General features: G+C 53.8%; 17 protein-coding genes. 7 read left to right on the top strand and 10 right to left on the bottom strand.

Features of this window, described 5'->3' with window-relative positions:
- Positions 1-69: 69 nt before the first annotated feature.
- The gene (locus EDM60_RS10910; protein ID WP_122964009.1) at positions 70-1,188 is read right to left on the bottom strand and encodes a YheC/YheD family endospore coat-associated protein; all 1,119 of its coding nucleotides are present in this window, start codon (positions 1,186-1,188) and stop codon (positions 70-72) included.
- Between the two features lie 239 nt (positions 1,189-1,427).
- On the opposite strand from EDM60_RS10910, the gene EDM60_RS10905 reads away from it, so the two are divergent.
- From EDM60_RS10905 to EDM60_RS10895, 3 genes are all read left to right on the top strand, one after another.
- Positions 1,428-1,748, top strand: a complete 321-nt coding sequence (locus EDM60_RS10905) for a winged helix-turn-helix transcriptional regulator (RefSeq protein ID WP_005828119.1) — start codon at positions 1,428-1,430, stop codon at positions 1,746-1,748.
- A 136-nt stretch (positions 1,749-1,884) separates the two neighbouring features.
- Positions 1,885-3,333 (top strand): recombinase family protein, encoded by a 1,449-nt coding sequence (locus tag EDM60_RS10900; protein ID WP_122964008.1) that lies wholly within the window; start codon positions 1,885-1,887, stop codon positions 3,331-3,333.
- Positions 3,334-3,344: 11 nt separating this feature from the next.
- Complete coding sequence (locus tag EDM60_RS10895) at positions 3,345-3,623, top strand: S1C family serine protease (RefSeq protein ID WP_122964007.1); 279 nt, start codon at positions 3,345-3,347, stop codon at positions 3,621-3,623.
- Positions 3,624-3,661: 38 nt separating this feature from the next.
- On the opposite strand, the gene EDM60_RS28540 is transcribed toward EDM60_RS10895, so the two are convergent.
- Positions 3,662-3,838, bottom strand: a complete 177-nt coding sequence (locus EDM60_RS28540; RefSeq protein WP_157128119.1) for a hypothetical protein — start codon at positions 3,836-3,838, stop codon at positions 3,662-3,664.
- A gap of 32 nt (positions 3,839-3,870) precedes the next feature.
- The gene (locus tag EDM60_RS10890) at positions 3,871-4,152 is read right to left on the bottom strand and encodes a DUF2325 domain-containing protein (RefSeq protein ID WP_005828113.1); all 282 of its coding nucleotides are present in this window, start codon (positions 4,150-4,152) and stop codon (positions 3,871-3,873) included.
- Positions 4,153-4,470: 318 nt separating this feature from the next.
- Between EDM60_RS10890 and EDM60_RS10885 the strand changes: the two genes are divergently transcribed.
- From EDM60_RS10885 to EDM60_RS10875, 3 genes are all read left to right on the top strand, one after another.
- A complete protein-coding gene (locus tag EDM60_RS10885; RefSeq protein WP_122964006.1) occupies positions 4,471-5,079 on the top strand; it encodes an IMEF encapsulin system ferritin-like cargo protein in 609 nt (202 codons plus the stop codon).
- 36 nt (positions 5,080-5,115) lie between these two features.
- Entirely contained in the window at positions 5,116-5,964 is an 849-nt protein-coding gene (locus tag EDM60_RS10880) for a family 1 encapsulin nanocompartment shell protein (protein WP_063228109.1), read from the top strand.
- Between the two features lie 207 nt (positions 5,965-6,171).
- Positions 6,172-6,993 (top strand): alpha/beta fold hydrolase, encoded by an 822-nt coding sequence (locus tag EDM60_RS10875; RefSeq protein ID WP_122964005.1) that lies wholly within the window; start codon positions 6,172-6,174, stop codon positions 6,991-6,993.
- Between the two features lie 80 nt (positions 6,994-7,073).
- Here EDM60_RS10875 and EDM60_RS10870 read toward each other — a convergent pair whose 3' ends face one another.
- From EDM60_RS10870 to EDM60_RS10850, 5 genes are all read right to left on the bottom strand, one after another.
- Complete coding sequence (locus EDM60_RS10870; protein WP_122964004.1) at positions 7,074-8,279, bottom strand: aminotransferase-like domain-containing protein; 1,206 nt, start codon at positions 8,277-8,279, stop codon at positions 7,074-7,076.
- A 230-nt stretch (positions 8,280-8,509) separates the two neighbouring features.
- Complete coding sequence (locus EDM60_RS10865) at positions 8,510-9,148, bottom strand: metallophosphoesterase (protein WP_122964003.1); 639 nt, start codon at positions 9,146-9,148, stop codon at positions 8,510-8,512.
- An 8-nt stretch (positions 9,149-9,156) separates the two neighbouring features.
- Positions 9,157-10,266 (bottom strand): ABC transporter ATP-binding protein, encoded by a 1,110-nt coding sequence (locus EDM60_RS10860; RefSeq protein ID WP_122964002.1) that lies wholly within the window; start codon positions 10,264-10,266, stop codon positions 9,157-9,159.
- Entirely contained in the window at positions 10,263-11,966 is a 1,704-nt protein-coding gene (locus tag EDM60_RS10855; RefSeq protein ID WP_122964001.1) for an ABC transporter permease, read from the bottom strand. The genes EDM60_RS10860 and EDM60_RS10855 overlap by 4 nt, the downstream gene beginning before the upstream one ends.
- 4 nt (positions 11,967-11,970) lie before the next feature.
- The gene (locus EDM60_RS10850; RefSeq protein WP_122964000.1) at positions 11,971-13,086 is read right to left on the bottom strand and encodes an extracellular solute-binding protein; all 1,116 of its coding nucleotides are present in this window, start codon (positions 13,084-13,086) and stop codon (positions 11,971-11,973) included.
- A 153-nt stretch (positions 13,087-13,239) separates the two neighbouring features.
- Here EDM60_RS10850 and EDM60_RS29095 point away from each other — a divergent pair, with 153 nt between their 5' ends.
- Positions 13,240-14,151 (top strand): LysR family transcriptional regulator, encoded by a 912-nt coding sequence (locus EDM60_RS29095; protein WP_233454101.1) that lies wholly within the window; start codon positions 13,240-13,242, stop codon positions 14,149-14,151.
- Between the two features lie 37 nt (positions 14,152-14,188).
- On the opposite strand, the gene EDM60_RS10835 is transcribed toward EDM60_RS29095, so the two are convergent.
- Together EDM60_RS10835 and EDM60_RS10830 are read right to left on the bottom strand one after the other, a co-directional pair.
- Positions 14,189-14,659, bottom strand: coding sequence for a hypothetical protein (locus EDM60_RS10835; protein ID WP_122963998.1), 471 nt, complete (start codon positions 14,657-14,659; stop codon positions 14,189-14,191).
- A gap of 216 nt (positions 14,660-14,875) precedes the next feature.
- Positions 14,876-16,057, bottom strand: coding sequence for a pyridoxal phosphate-dependent aminotransferase (locus tag EDM60_RS10830; RefSeq protein WP_122963997.1), 1,182 nt, complete (start codon positions 16,055-16,057; stop codon positions 14,876-14,878).
- Between the last annotated feature and the right edge of the window lie 64 nt (positions 16,058-16,121).

Here is a 16,121-nt window from a genome sequence, read left to right as displayed (position 1 = left end):
AAGGTTGGTGAATGGGTCATCAGTGTCGGTTCCCCGCTTGCTTCCAAAGGAACAAAAACCAAGCTTCTTTCAGACCCTGACACGTTGTTCCCTCTGCCCTACATCCCCGGTCTGTCTCTTGCGGGCGAGATGGAGAGCGAACTGCACAGGCCGCTCGATCGCCTTGGCGTACGTGACCATATCCCCCATTTGGCGAAATACTTCCCGCCCCGGTTTCGGATTGACCTCGATCAGCCAGACGCTCCCGTCTACAGCGACACCGATATCCAGCCCGAACTCCATCATTCGTCCAAAGTAATCCTCCAGCGTCTTCGCCACCTCATGGGCAAGCGAGTGACACTCCTTCGTGATCAGCTGTGCTTGTCTCTTGCCGAATCGCTGCTCGATCAACCCTTCAAAGGAAACAGCGCGCCCTCCGCCGTGCAAATTGGAGGTAGAGCTGCCAGCCTCCCCGATCCGTACTCCGGAGCCAGTCACCCTCCACTCCCCTGCCTGATCCTTTTGGATGAGCACGCGCACATCTGCCACATGATTCGGAATCAATCCGAGATCGATCCCTTGCTGCACGAGAAAATTGCCATCTGCAATCTGCTGCTCGACTACCCAGCGGCCAACCCAGTTCTCCACGGCACTGACGCTGTCCAGCTTGGCAGTGTGCGTCTGATATTGCTTGTCGCGCCCGGAGAGGCTAAATTCTTTGCCCTTGGCCGATATCCGCAAAATGCTTTTCCCCCCGGAGCCGTTCCCCGGTTTGACGTACACGAGTGGATATTTGCTCAGCATGGTTGCAACTCGCTTTTTTTCGTACAAGTGTGTTTCCGGAATCCAGTGCATCACCCGCCTGTCCTTGGCCAAAAGCTGGGTGACCCGCCACTTTTTGCTGAACGGGCTGTTGGCAAAGAAAAGCAGGTCGCTGTTTCGCAGCCGAATGTACTCGGGGACACGCCGCCGATAGCGGTCGATGACGACCTGCGGCCACGGAAACCATCTGCTGCTCCAGCCGCCGCCTGCTTTGGGAAGAAAGCCTTTGATCTTTTTTTCCTTCATGTTTACGTCCTGATGCGAAAACAGGTAAATTTCCGCCCCCAGCTTCTGCCCTGCCAGCACCAGCTTGCGCAAGTAGTCCGGCTCGCCAAAGCGCTGCCCCTGGCGCCAGGTCAAAATCCCGATCACCGGTTTTGGAAGCATCCTAACACCCTCTTCTTCTCGTATCGTTCGCCACAGTCTATGTGCATGTGCCTGCCTGTGAAACGATTTTTGCCGGAAACGGGCTTGGCTCGTGCGGACAATCCTATTTCCAGCATAACCCCGCCCCGGTATGGCAAACATAGATAAGCACATGCCAAACACTTCGTTACTTACTTTTTTCAAGTTTATCTGCTACAATAAGCGTTAACATAACCATGCTGTATAGAGGTGACACCAACATGAGTCAAGAATTTGCTGGCGAGCACATGTGTCCCAAGTACGAATGCGCCATCAATGTCCTCGGCAAGCGCTGGACAGGTTTGATCATCCACGTTTTGCTTCGCGGCGCTGTTCGCTTCAAAGATATTCGCGAGATGGTTCCGCACATGAGCGACAAAATGCTTTCGGAGCGACTGAAGGAACTGGAGGAGCTGGGAATTTTGGAACGAAAAGTATACCCGGAAATTCCTGTGCGCATCGAGTATGAATTGACAGAAAAAGGAAGAGATCTGCGTCCAGTCATTGAATCCATTCACGAATGGGGACAAAAATGGATGTAGCGCAGCCCCACTTGTCCAATCAGGATAAGCGGGGTTTTTTTGTGCGCAAAAAATCCAAGTTTTCCAATCTGTCCAGGCATACAAAGCGCTATTTTGCTGTAGACTCTAGCAACCTCAGTTGATGGGAGGAAATCCGATGCGAACGGCTGTCTACATGCGCGTCAGCACCGAAGACCAGGCACGTGAAGGATTTTCAATCCCGGCCCAGCGGGAAAAACTGTTGGCTTACGTCCACTCACAAGGGTGGGAGGTTGCCGCCATCTACGCGGAAGAAGGCGTGAGCGCCAAAGATACGAACCGCCCTGAACTGAAACGGATGCTGAAAGATATCCGCGAAGGGAAGACCGATGTCGTCCTCGTCTATCGTCTCGATCGCCTCACCCGCTCTGTGCTGGATCTGTATCGGCTTCTCCAGGAGTTTGAAAAGTATGACGTGCGCTTCAAAAGCTGCACAGAGGTGTACGATACGACTACCGCCATCGGCCGACTGTTCATTACGCTGGTGGCGGCGCTCGCCCAGTGGGAGCGGGAAAATTTGGCGGAGCGAGTCAAGCTCGGCATGGAGCAGATGGCGAAGGAACGAAAACGGCCAGGCGGCCCCCCGCCTTTTGGCTACGAGCTGGTGGACGGGGCGTTGACCATTCAGCATGTGGAGGCGGCTGGCGTCCGCGAAATGTTTGAGCGCTATGAGAAAGGCGAGTCGCCGCGGCAGATTGCGGAGTGGGCAAATCGCCAAGGACTTCGCGGGAAAAACGGCGCAAGCTGGGGGGCAAGTTCTGTCCTGCGCCTGCTGAAAAATCCGGTGTATCACGGGGCACTGCGCTGGAATTACACCGACGGGCTTCAGCGCCAAAACTCGCCGGATCAATGGATCGTGGAAGAGGCCGCCCATCCGGCGATTATCGACAAAGACCTTTTCATGCGCATTCAGCAAAAAATGGCTGCGCGCAGCTCGCTCCACCCGCGTGTCCTTGGCTCCACCTTTTGCTTTTCCGGTTTGCTCTACTGCTCCCTGTGCCACTCCCCCATGCGCGGCAAGACAGCCAACACCAAGAGCGCGGGAAAACGTTACGTCCATCGTTATTATGTATGCAAAAACAAGCAGGCTGGCCGCTGCGACGCCCCTGCCATCCGGGAAGACCGTCTGGAGCAGGCCATCCTCTCCGAGCTGATGAGCTATTCGCACGAAGCGCGTGCTGCTTTGGAAGAAGTCCGGGCCTCGCTTTCTTCCGTGGTCCCTTTTGCAGATGCAGAAGCGCGGGAACAGAGGCGAGCGCTCAAATTGCGGCGCTGGGAAGCAGCTTACGAGGAAGGACTGCTCACCCTCGAAGCATTTCGGCTGAAAATCGCTGCTCTCGCCAAAGAAGCTGACGCTCTGTTCCCTGATCCACCTCCGTCTTTTGCCAAAGCTGCCTTCCCGCCCTGCAACCAACTGACCAATTGGCCGCTCCTCTGGTCCCATGCCAGCGATGAAGAGCGCCGCATGCTCATGACGGCACTCGTCAAACGCGTGGAAGCAGCCGAAGCTCCCGGCAGGAACGCACACGGCCGGACGATTCAGTTGCAACAACTGGTCTTTTGGTAGTTTTTGTCGCTATGTACACAGGCGGTTCCCCGCTCGGATTGGAAAATTCCGTAACCGCCGGAATTATCAGCGCAAAAAACCGTCGCCTCCAGGTGGCAAAACGAATGTATGAAGAGATTTTCCAAACCGATGCCGCCATCAACCCCGGCAACAGTGGTGGGCCACTTATCAATCTGAATGGCGAGGTCGTGGGGCTGAACGCCTTTATCATCCAGTCCAGCCAATGCCTGGGCTTTGCCATCGGGATTGACGCACTGAAAACGCAGCTTGAGCAGTATGTTTTCAAATAAGCGGAGAAGCAGATATTGGGAAAATAAAAAAACCCCGTCTACGATGACGGGGATTGCTTCTCAAATGCGATCAGGTACACATTCTCGCCTTCTGAATTGAGTTGTTCCTCTGCCTGTTTCAACTGTTGCAGCTGCACGGCCGTCAGCTGCGCAATAGGCAGTTCGCTTAAACGATTTTGCTCCATGCGCCATTCCTCCGTTGGTATCAGACTCATGCGTTAGTCTGTCCACCTGAACGGGTATGTATTTACGCCGTCAAATCGAAAGCTTTGGCAATCGCCGAACACGAGCGCTTGCAGAATACGATTGGCAGCTCACGATCCTTCGCCTGGTTTTTCACGGTTTTCGCGAGGTTGTGATTGACGAAGTCGGTCAAAACGAGAATCATATGAATGCCCGCAGGAATTTTCACGCCTGTTTGGGAGCTTTTGCGCCCCGTTACGTGATGAATATCTTTAAACCCTTGTCCGTGCAGCAAATCTACGATATTACCAAGGCGATCTCCGCCAATGACTAAAATGGATGACATAATGTTTTCCTCCTTAAAATGGGTGAGTGTCGATGTATGTTCTGGTTCTCTGTTTTCTAATTGATAATGAATATCACTATTATTGATAAATATTATCATTCCCAATTAGCTTTGACAATACTCTCCATGATAACTTTTTTGTAAAAATCCAAAACTAAACGTATCCACCTCAGTCGTGGCGTGGCTTGAGGCGATGTGCTCCCGGCAAAACGTGCCATTTATTAACAGAAAACGCCGAAAATCTACATATGTATTGCCCGGTTCATTTTTCCAACTGTATAATGAACAAATAGATCGTGAATGAGGAGGTGGCGGAGGGTGCAAGAAATTACACAGCTGCACGCCATTTTTGATCGCACCAGAGGTTACATCAATCGTTTCATGGGCATCATCCAGCCGATTATCGACGCTGCACAGGACGAGCACACCCGCTTGTACTACCATCACATTTTGGAAGAAGAAGAACAGCGCATGGGACGTCTCCAGGAACTGGTTCCTTACCTGGAAAACGTATCCGGAAAAGAATCGCTTGCCCAGCTGAGCGACCGCGAGCTTTCTCAGTTGCTGTCGGATGTGAACCTGGAGCGGTTTGGCCTGCACAATTTCCGCGAGCATCTGGAGCTTTCCCTGTACGAGTTTCAAGATGACGAAACCCGCACGACATTGGACGGCATGCGCGAAAAAACTCACGCCGACTACTTGCAAGTAAAAGAAATCATGGCTTCGCTCAGCGGACGGTTCTCTGACGGATCCCATCCTGACCTGACCGACCACGATGAAGGCCACGATATTCATCAGGTGGATCACCTGAAAGCTTCTGCAACGGCTGCTCACGGTGTTGCTTCCGTCATCAAACACGCGGCTCCTGCCAAGACTGCCGCTCCTGGCAAAAAGGGGCTTACTGTTGGAAGTTTGAAAGGACATTAAGGAAACACCGATCTTATATGACCTGGAGGTTACGCTATGGACAAGCTTCGCAAATACCCAGACTCTCCATTAACCAATGAAGAATGGAGCCAACTGGACGCTACTGTAGTCGACATGGCCCGCCGTCAACTCGTGGGACGTCGCTTTATCGATATTTACGGCCCGCTCGGTGAAGGTATCCAGACGATCACCAATGACGTATACGATGAATCGCGCTTCGGCGGTCTGTCCTTGCGCGGCGAATCGCTGGAAATGACACAGCCTAGCCGCCGCGTAAGCATGACAATCCCGATTCTTTACAAAGATTTCATGCTTTACTGGCGCGATGTCGCGCAAGCTCGCACACTGGGCATGCCGCTTGACATGAGTGCCGCTGCAAACGCCGCTGCTGGCGGTGCGCTGATGGAAGACGACCTGATCTTCAACGGAGCGGCTGAGTTTGATCTGCCTGGTCTGATGAATGTAAAAGGCCGCCTCACGCACCTGAAGAGCGACTGGATGGAATCCGGCAATGCGTTCGCTGACATCGTGGAAGCGCGCAACAAGCTCTTGAAAATGGGTCACAGCGGTCCTTATGCGCTGGTCGTGTCCCCCGAGCTGTACTCCCTCCTGCACCGCGTACACAAAGGCACCAACGTGCTGGAGATCGAGCATGTGCGCAACCTGGTGACAGACGGCGTATACCAATCGCCTACGATCAAGGGACGCTCCGGCGTGCTGGTGGCTACAGGCCGCCACAACCTCGATCTGGCGATTGCCGAAGACTTCGACTCCGCTTTCCTCGGAGACGAGCAAATGAACAGCCTGTTCCGTGTATACGAGTGCGTAGTGCTGCGCATCAAGCGCCCTAGCGCCATCTGCACATTGGAAGAAACAGAAGAATAAACAGCCTCGGATGGCGCAAACAAACCATCCCGGCCAACACGAAAAACGTATCCATTCGATCTGATCGCTTGGATACGTTTTTTTATGGCTTTTTCTCCATATTTTTCTATTTCCCTCTTGCTTTTTCCAGATCTTAGATTAAAATAAGAACAAACGTTCCTTTTTTAGTTATGGAACGCAAAATCGGCGGGAGAGGTGTTAGCCAGTATGATTCAGTCACTGCACAACATTGACTTTTTTCAAGAACAAATCGGTTCCGGCGTTCCGATTGTCATGCTTCACGGTTTTTCGCTCGATCATCACGTCATGAAAGGCTGCATGGAGCCTGTTTTTGCTGAGCGCGAAGGCTTTCGCCGACTCTATATCGACCTGCCCGGTATGGGAAAGACGAAAAATTACGACAGCGTGCAAAATACGGACGACATGCTAGAGGCTGTTCTGCACTGGATTGATCGTGAACTGCCAGGCGAACCGTTCCTCCTCGCTGCTGAGTCGTACGGAGGTTATTTGGCGCGTGGAGTCATCGAAAAGCGCAGAGAGCAAGTCAAAGGCGCCCTGTTCATCTGCCCGAGTGTTTTCCCCAAAATGAGCCAGCGCACGCTGCCAGACAAGGTCATTTTGGTAGAAGAGCAAAGCCTGTGGGACAAGCTGACAGAGTCGGAGCGCGCCGAGTTCGAAGCCATGGCTGTGGTCGCCACAGAAGAGACATGGGACCGCTACAAAACAGAGATTATAAGCGGGTACAGCATCGCGGACTTCCCCTTTTTAGAACGACTGAAAACATCGTACGGCTTCTCTTTCCCGCTTGATACGCAGCCTTTTCCCCATCCTGGATTGTTCGTCGTAGGCAAGCAGGATCATGTCGTCGGCTACCAGGACGCATGGAGCTTGCTTCCTCACTATCCGCGCAGTTCTTTTGCCGCGCTCGATTGCGCTGGACACAATCTGCAAATCGAACAGCCCAAGCTGTTCACAGAGCTTGTCCATGAGTGGCTGAACCGGGTCGAAAGAGAGCTTTCTTTGTCCTAACAATAAAAAAGACAATCAGCTTTTCAGCAGCATGATTGTCTTTTTGCATCCTTTTGCTTTTCACTTACACGCCCCGGACGCTATTGCGTCACGAGACTTTTGCTGTACTCTGTAAACGCTTTGCCGAGTCTTGCGATGGCGAGCTGCGTATCTTCGCGGTTCAACAGCGTGTAGTTCAAGCGCATCGTGTTGTGCTGCGGCTCGGCGGCGTAAAACGGCTTGCCTGGCACGAATGCCACGCCTTCTTGTACAGAGCGGGCCAACAGCTTCTCTGCGTCCACATCGGCTGGCAAGTTGACCCACAGGAACATGCCTCCGCGCGGCTTTTCCCACTGCACGCCATCCCAGCTTTGTGCGAGCAAAAGCTCGTTCATCCATTCCATGCGCTCTTTGTAGGAAGCGCGGATTTTTTCGATGTGGCTTTCCAGATCGAAGCGGGAGAGCAACTCGTGCAGCGCGATCTGGTCAATGGTGCTGGACTGGAGGTCGACGGCTTGCTTCGCTTTTACCATCATCGAAATGACGCGCTGGTCGCCGATTGCCCATCCGGTGCGCAGACCAGGAGCAACGATCTTGGAAAACGTGCTTGTATAGACGACACAGGAATTGGTCGGATGTTCGTCGAGCGAGAAAATCGAGCGGTACGAAGCTTCGCCGTCAAACTGGATTTCGCCGTACGGATCGTCCTCCAGAATGAGAATGTTGTTTGCCTTGCACTGGGCGAGCAAGCCCTGGCGGCGTTCGAGGCTCCATACTTTTCCCGTAGGATTCGCAAAAGTCGGAATGACATAGACCATTTTCGGACGATACTGCGCGATCTTTTTCGCCAGATCCTCCAGGTCCATCCCTTCCGAATCACCTTCCACCGGAATGGCGCGAATCCCCCTGAACTGGAACAATTGGACTGCAGCCAGATACGTTGGATTTTCTACCAGCACGACGTCGCCTTCATCCAAATAGACTCGACACAGTAAGTCGACGGCCTGCTGGGAGCCGGTGGTCAACAGCATATTGTCCAAGCCTACGTTCATATGTTTTTGCTTCATTCGTGAGGCTACCCACTCCCGAAGCGGGATATATCCGTCTGTCAAACCGTATTGCAACGATTTCGCGCCCAGATCGAATGCCCGATTAAACGCTTCGCGCATTTCCTGGATGGGAAAAGAATCCTCGGCTGGCAGGCCACCTGCGAGCGAGAGCACTTGATTGCCTTGGGTCAGCTTCAAGATTTCCCGGACAGCCGAGGAGGATAATGCATCTACTGATTTCGAAAATGTGTACTCCATGTTCCGTTCCCCCTTGATTTTGCTTATTCTTGTTTTATCACTGTCGATAAGCAAAGTCCAATCCCCGCTGGCTATGAGCGGATAGGTTTTGGCTATGTCGAGCGATTGTTCAATCGACTGCTTCCTCGGCTAAGGTGATCAGGATGCCGCTAACTGCTGCCTAGTGTGCCGTTGCAGGCTGTTTTCCCATGTAAAAAAGCCACTGCCCGCTTTTCGCGCAGGCAATGACCCTACTTTTCGATGCACCAGTCCGCTGTGCGAAAATCTGTGTACACCCCTTTTGTCTCGGTCGAGCAGGAATAGCTTTTGTGGTGAGTGAGATCGAGCAGCGTCAATCTGACGCCGTGCTTCGCCCCGGTATCAATGCCGATCCGGTCAGCTTCTGCCCAGATGTCTCCCGGCGCAACCCCCATGCGATAGGTGGGAGTGTGACCAAAGACGACGATCCACTCGTAGCGAGACGGGCTGTTCCAAAACTCCTCGCGAATGGAAAGCAGATCGACCTGCTGCTGGGCAGCGAGCGCGATTCCCGGGCGAATGCCCGCATGGACGAACAAGTATGGCCCGTACTCGATGTACAATGGCAATCCGGCGACAAAGGCAACGGCTTGCTTGATCGACTCTGGCTGCTCTCCTGCCGCATGCTGGTCGAGAAACCATTGCTCCAGATTGCCCCGCACAGCTGCCGCCCCTTCTTGCAGCAGCCCTTGCACAAAAGAGAGCGTCTCCCACGTCTCCGGGCTTTTGTCGATATAGTCGCCGAGCAGAAACAGCCGATCGACTTTCGGATCGTACTGGGCCAGCTCCAGAAGCTGCTTTGCCCCTGCACCGTGCCCGTGAATGTCTGAAATGGCAAGGATACGTGACATGACTTCGCTCACCTTTCGTCCAGATGAGGAAACAAGTAAGCGGCTGATGGCTTCAGGCAGACGTATCCCCGTTCCGTATTTTCCAGTCGCTCCGCGTGAAAAAAGGCCAAAGTCTGTCCTCCGCCGATTTCACCGAGGATGCGCCAGCGATTGCCCTCGTATGTGCTGTGCACGACGCGAACAGGCAAGCTGTTTGCCTCCGGCTGCTGCGCCCACTCTGCTTCTTCGGGACGAAACAAAAGGTCAATCTGCTCGCCGTCTGCAAGCGCTGACTGGACATGAGCGCGATCCCCGCTTCCTTTTGCGGCGGGTATTGTACCCTCGACGAGCGCTTCTCCGATGAGCGCGATGTCGCGGCCAGCTGCCTTGCGCAACGTGCCCGTCAGCTGATTGCCAGCCCCCAGCAAAGACGCGGCAGAGCGTGTCGCTGGCTGCTCGTAGCAATCTTGCGGCGCTCCCATCTGATCGATCGCCCCCGCTCTCATGATGACCAGCCGATCTGCCATGGCAAACGCTTCATCCGGATCGTGTGTCACATGAAAGACGGTTGTTCCCAGACGGCGGAACAAGTAAGCCATTTCCGTGCGCATGCGGATGCGCAGCCGCATGTCGAGATTGGATAGCGGCTCATCCAGCAAAAGCAAATCCGGCTCTGTGGCAAGCGCGCGAGCAATCGCCACACGCTGCTGTTGGCCTCCTGAAAGCTGCGGCGGCAGGCGTTGCTCCAGTCCTTCGAGACGCAGCAAGCTGACAAGCTCGGCAATCTTGGCCTTTATGTAATCCGCTTTCGCTTTTTTGCGCTGCAATCCATAAGCGATGTTCTCGTAGACCGTCATGTGCGGCCACAGGGCGTAGTCTTGAAACACCATGTTGATATTGCGCTTTTCCGGGGGCACCAGTCGCGTAGGCGAAGCGACCTGCGCACCTCGCAGTTGCACTTCTCCCGCATCTGGCTGCGTCAGCCCGGCAATGACTTGCAACAAAGTCGACTTCCCGCAGCCGGATGGCCCCAGGACGCTGATGATTTCTCCCTTTTGGACGGACAAATCAATTCCGCGCAGGGCAGCATAGTTGCCAAACGATTTGTGTACTCCGCGAACTTCCAGTATCGGATTCAAGCATGATCTCTCCCAGCTTTCCATTTTTTCGGCTGAAACAACAGCTCGACAATGACGATGATCAGGACGACCAAACCGCCGCCCATCAAGGTCGAAGCCGCCGCGTAAGCGAATTTCAGATCTTCAAACGCCTTGTTAATAAAGACGGGCAAGGTCATAAAATCAGGCGGGAACAAAATCGAAGTCGCCGCCAAATCAAACACACTGCTGCCAAAAGCGGACAAACCTGCTGCGACGAGCGCCCCGCGGATCAACGGCAGCAAAATCCACCTCACGCGCTGGACGAAGCTTGCTCCCTGCATTTGCGCAGCTGCCAGCAGCTGCCCCGGCACTTTTGCCATCGCGCCGACAATGACCCGCGTAATGATCGGGATGGCACCTGCCACACTTGCCAGCGCGAGAATCCACGGCGTTCCGTACAGCAACAAGCCGATCGGTTCGAGCCAACGCTGATTCCAGACAAAAATATAGCCAATGCCGAGAACAACGCCAGGTACAGCCAGCGAGACCAGCGAGATAACGTCGACAGCCCTGCGGTATTTGAACGGCGAATACGTCAGCACGTAGGCGACGAAAAATCCGACGATCAGTCCGATAATGCCTGCGGTAGCGGCGATGCCAAGCGAATGCAGCAAGCCGTCCAGCAAAGCCTCTCCATTGGCAAACAGCTCTTCGTAATGACGCAGAGTCAATCCTTGCAAGCCCTGATCCATGCTCGATGTATCCGAGATGGACATGAGCAGGTTCGCCCCGAACGGAATGCCGATGACGACCAGCAAAAAGCTGATGCAGCCGATATTCAGCCACAGGCTGCCCCGCTTTGTTGTCTTGCGCTCCTGTCTGGTCGCCCGGGAGGACAGTACATCAAACCGCGCCTTGCGCATCACATAAAACTGAATGCTCATCGCAGCGACAATCAGCAGCACGAGGTAAAACGACAGCACTCCCGCCATGTCAAAGCGGATGGGCGACGTGTACAGAGCCGAATAAATCGAATACGGCAGCGTCGGAAAACGGAAGACAGCAGCGATCGATGCCGGCAAGCCGAAGTCGCCGATCGTATCCATGAACACGAGCAGCGCCCCGGAACAAATCGCAGGCAGCAATAACGGCAGCTCCACCGTGCGCCAGACCGTCCAGAGCGAGCCGCCGCACAATCTGGCTGCCTCTCCCAATCGGTCCACCTTCCATTCCAGCGCACTCGCAATCGCCAAGTAAGCGAGCGGGAATTTGCTGAGCGACATCACCACAACCAGACCTTCTGGCGAAAAGACGAGACTTGTGATCCAGGTCCAGCCCAGCCAGGCGTTCGCCAGACCATCTGCCGCAGCAAACATCACCCAGCCTTGCGCCAAAATGAACGATGGCGTAATCAGCAACACCCAGACCGCCAGATCGAGCAGCCTTGCCGTTTGAAACGACCAGCGCGAACGGACGATAGCCAGTGCGCAGCCGAGCGCTGTCGCAAATACCGTCGTTCCTACGCCAAGGTATAAGGAATTTTTCAAGGAAGCCAGCCAGAGCGGCCGAGTGAACACGTCCAGCAGCAGCGATAAATCCCCGATGTTCCACTGCCCGAAAAACACACCGGGCAACAACACTTGAATGATGACAGCAGCAAGCGGCAATAAAATCAGGAAAAAGAGAATGGCCAGCACGAGCCAGCCCATTCGGTTTCCATATGTCCCTAGCAATCTCATCGCTTTACTTTACCGCTTTGTCGGCAAACCATTGCTTGATTTCCGCTTCATGCTCGGAAGCCCACTCTGGATCGGCGACGACCAGCTTGGCATTGGCAGCCCGGTCTTTTTTGGCAACGGCTCCTTTTGCGGACGGCTCGAAGTAGCTTTCTTCTCCCTGATCGATCAATTGCTGCTGGACCTTCGGATCGAGAATGAAGTCGATAAACGCTTTCGCTGCTTCCACGTTTTTCGTATCCTTCTGAATCCCGGCTACGCGCACAGATGCAGGCGCTCCTTCTTCTGGCCAGATGATTTCAACCGGCTCTTTTTTGTTTTTCAGCGTGTAGGCATTGCTTTCTTGCAGGGCTGCCAGTTTGATCTCGCCCCCTGTCAAAGCTTTTGCCACATTCGGATTTTTCGGGTAGACGCGAGCGCCGTTTTGCAGCAGCTGATCGAAGTAAGCTTTGCCTTTGTCCATGCCCTCCTGCTGGAAAAACCAGGCGACAAACGGATAGGCTGGAGCAGCTACCGCCGGGTCCGCCATGCCGACCATATTTTGAAACTCCGGCTTGACCAGATCGTTCCACGATTTCGGAGCTTTGTCTGCCGGGAGTTGTTTCGTATTGGCAATGATGACACCCGCTGCATGTGCACCTGTCGGGTAGTACGTTTTGTTCGCTGGAACGAGCTTCGCCGCAAAGTCTGTCAAGCCCGCAGCGTTATTCGGCGTCCAGCCTTCCAGCAGTTGTCCGTCTTTGCCCAGCTTGTGAATCGACGGCATCGCGTCCATCCAGACGACATCCCAGTGCGGATTGCCTTTTTCCGCTTCGATCCGCGACATGATTTCTGCTCCGTTGCCAGAGACGAGTTTGACTTTGTAGCCTGTCTCTTTTTCAAACATCGGGCCGATGATCTCATCGAAGTCATTGAGATAGACGACGAGCGGCTCTCCCTTCGACTTGTCTTCTTTTGTTGGCGCGCTCCCGGTTGTTGTGGATGCTGCCGGCTGATTGCCCGCTTTGTCTGTACCTGATGCTGCCGGAGTGGTGGAGCCTTGTCCACATCCTGCAAAAAGCAAAGACGTTGAGACGAGCAGCGTCAATACGGACCATTTTGGCTTGCGATTTTTCTTGTTCATTCCGTTTCCCTCCCATTTCTTTTCCTACCGACAACTTTACGCGATTAGTGTGAGCGGAAAGTAAATGAGATGCTAAGCTTGTGTTAAATAACGTCTATGTTTATTGATGGAACGATAGAGAGTATCTATACTGGTGGCGGAGGGATCGACTCGATGAATATTCAGCAATTGCGCGTATTTGCCGTTTCCGCTCAATGCAAGTCGCTGACCGAAGCCGCCGAAGCTTTGCATATCAAGCAGCCAACCGTCAGCTTTCACCTGAAAAAACTGGAGAGCGACCTCGGCGTGGAGCTGTATTACAAGCAGCCGCGGCACTTTCGCCTGACGGAAGCAGGAGCGGCGCTCTTGCCTTATGCCCGCAGAGTGTCCACTTTGCTCACAGAGGCCGGACAAGTCATGGAGGAGTTTCGCCACGGCGGCAGAGGAACGCTGAAAATCGGGGCGAGCTATACGCCTGCCACCTACTATCTTCCCCCTTATCTGGCTTCATTTCAGGCGGAGCATCCGCACGTCCTGCCGATTTTGACCGTAAAAAAAGCGCGGCCGCTCATGGAGCTGCTGCGCGATTTTGAGATCGATTTGGCGATTGTCTCGTTGTCCATGCAGCCCCAGGACGGTCTGCATGTCATTCCGCTGCTTGCCGACGAGCTGCGCCTCGTTCTCGCTCCGCAAAATCCGCTTGCCCAAAAAAGCGTGATCGAGCTGACTGATTTGCAATCCGAGCCATTTCTCATTCACGAAGCAGGCTCCACCTCACGCGAGCTTGCTGAACTTTGGGCCCAGGAAAACCAGCTGCGCTGGCAAGTGCGCATGGAGCTGGGGGCGATTGAGACGATCAAAGAAGCGACCAAACACAACATGGGCGTCAGTGTCCTGCCGTACCGCAGCGTCGTGCGCGAAAGCGAAACTGGTGAGCTGATCGTTCGCGAACTGCCCGGCTACGTCAATCGCAGGCACATTTGCCTCGTCTATCGCCAGGACGACATCATGCCTTATCCGGTCCAGAGCTTCATCCGGTTTTTGCAGCATCAACGCCCGCACGCAAAAAGCCCCTCTCCGCTGTAAAAGGGAAAGGGGCGATTATGTAAATCAAATAGCTATTCTACGCGATGCGAACAACACGAGCCTTTTCTGCTTGCGGCAAGAAAGACAAGTCTACGTGTCCGCGTGCTTCATCCAGTCCGATGTCCTCTGCCAAAAGCAGCGCTTCTTCCTGGAAAGTCGGCGTACAGCTTCCTTCGTTCAGCTCACAGAGACGCTTCAAACGCTTCAAGCGATCCGCGCATTTCTCTGCACGCATGCATTCATTGGTCAGCTCACATACATTTACATGGCGCGCATCTGCGATCATGCTGATATCATCTACGTGCACAATCAGCCGCTTGCCTTCTTCTGTGACGAATCCGATCGAGCAAAAATGCGCACCTGACATTTCCAAACGAGTGAGAACCGCATTGGCAAAAATCTCTCCCGTGCGCAGTCGAACCTGAGCTGCTTCAATGGCTCCACCGATCTTCCGCTCGTTGGCGATCACCGTATACATGTCCGTGTAACCGTTAATCTGATAGCGCATAGTACCCTCCCGCTCTTGCTGAGATCAATTATCATTACCATCCTATAATGAAAATCATTATCTGTCAACGGTGAGAATGATTTTTATTCGCCTTGCCTGTCTTGGTTTCCAAAACGCATGGCCCTTACATTTTACCCAGAAAATCTCCTGCTATTCCCCTGATTCCCAAACAAAAACCGCACTTCCTCATGTAGGAAAGTGCGGTCCGTTCTCATCCTATTTGGTATTGGCAAACAGTCCTAATTTCTCAATGCGCTGTACCGCTTCGGCCAGACGTTCTTCACTCGACAACAGCGCGGCGCGAACGTATCCTTCCCCGGTAGGGCCGAAGCCGTCACCGGGAGCAACGACGACATGCGCTTTTTCCAAGAGCAAATCGGAAAACTCGATGGAAGTGAATCCGGCTGGAACCGGGAGCCAGGCAAAAAACGAGCCTTGGGACGGCGGCGCTTGCCAGCCGATGCGGTGCAGATTGGAGAACAAGGCGTTGCGTCTGCTTTCGTAGACAGCCACCAAATCCCGAACGCATTGCTGCGATTCGGTCATCGCGGTTACCGCGGCCATTTGCACAGCACCGAACAGGCTGACGAAATAATGATCCTGAATCAAATTGATCAGTCTCACCAGCTCGCGGTTGCCGACCATCGCCCCTACGCGCCAGCCAGCCATGTTGTACGTTTTGGACAAAGTGTAAAACTCGACACCGACCTCTTTTGCCCCTGGCACCTGCATGAAGCTGACCGGCTTTTTGCCGTCGTAGCTGATCGCGCCGTAGGCAAAGTCGTGGCAGACGACGATCTCATGCTTGCGGGCAAATTGAATCGTTTCCTCGTAAAATTCAAACGGCGCATTCACCGCTGTCGGGTTATTCGGATAGTTCAAAAACATCAGCTTGGCCCGATCCAAATCGGCTTGCGGAATTTTGCTGTAGTCCGGCAAAAACTGATTTTCTGCTGTCAGCGGCATCATCGACATCCGACCATTGACGACCGCCACACCCGACCAGTAATCCGGATAGCCCGGGTCCGGTACGAGCGCGACGTCGCCTGCGTTCATCAGCACCTGGCAAATTTCCACCAGTCCTGTTTTGCTGCCGAACAAAACCGCTACTTCTTCTTCCGGATCAAGGTCTACGTCAAATTGTTGTTTGTACCAGTGCGCAACAGCCTGCTTCAGTTCCAGTCGGCCGGAAAAAGGCGGGTACTTGTGGTGAAGCGGGTTGGCTGTATGTGCTTGCAGCGCTTCTACAATGTGGGGAGGAGTCGGCAAGTCCGGGTTTCCCTGCCCCAGGTTGATCACATCGTGCCCGTTGGCGATGACTTTATTTACTTTCGCTACCAGCGTCGCGAAAAATTGGGTTGGCAGCCGGTCAATCATGTCGGAAGGTTGGATACGCATTTCTCTTCAGTTCCTTTCTTTTCGCCCATACAGCAAAAACCCCCTTTTTCCGTACAGAAAAAGG

It is taken from the genome of Brevibacillus parabrevis (assembly GCF_003710905.1).
GTDB lineage: Bacteria > Bacillota > Bacilli > Brevibacillales > Brevibacillaceae > Brevibacillus > Brevibacillus parabrevis.
The sequence above is the reverse complement of the archived record's forward strand: the minus strand, read 5'-3'. Positions and strand labels throughout refer to the sequence as shown.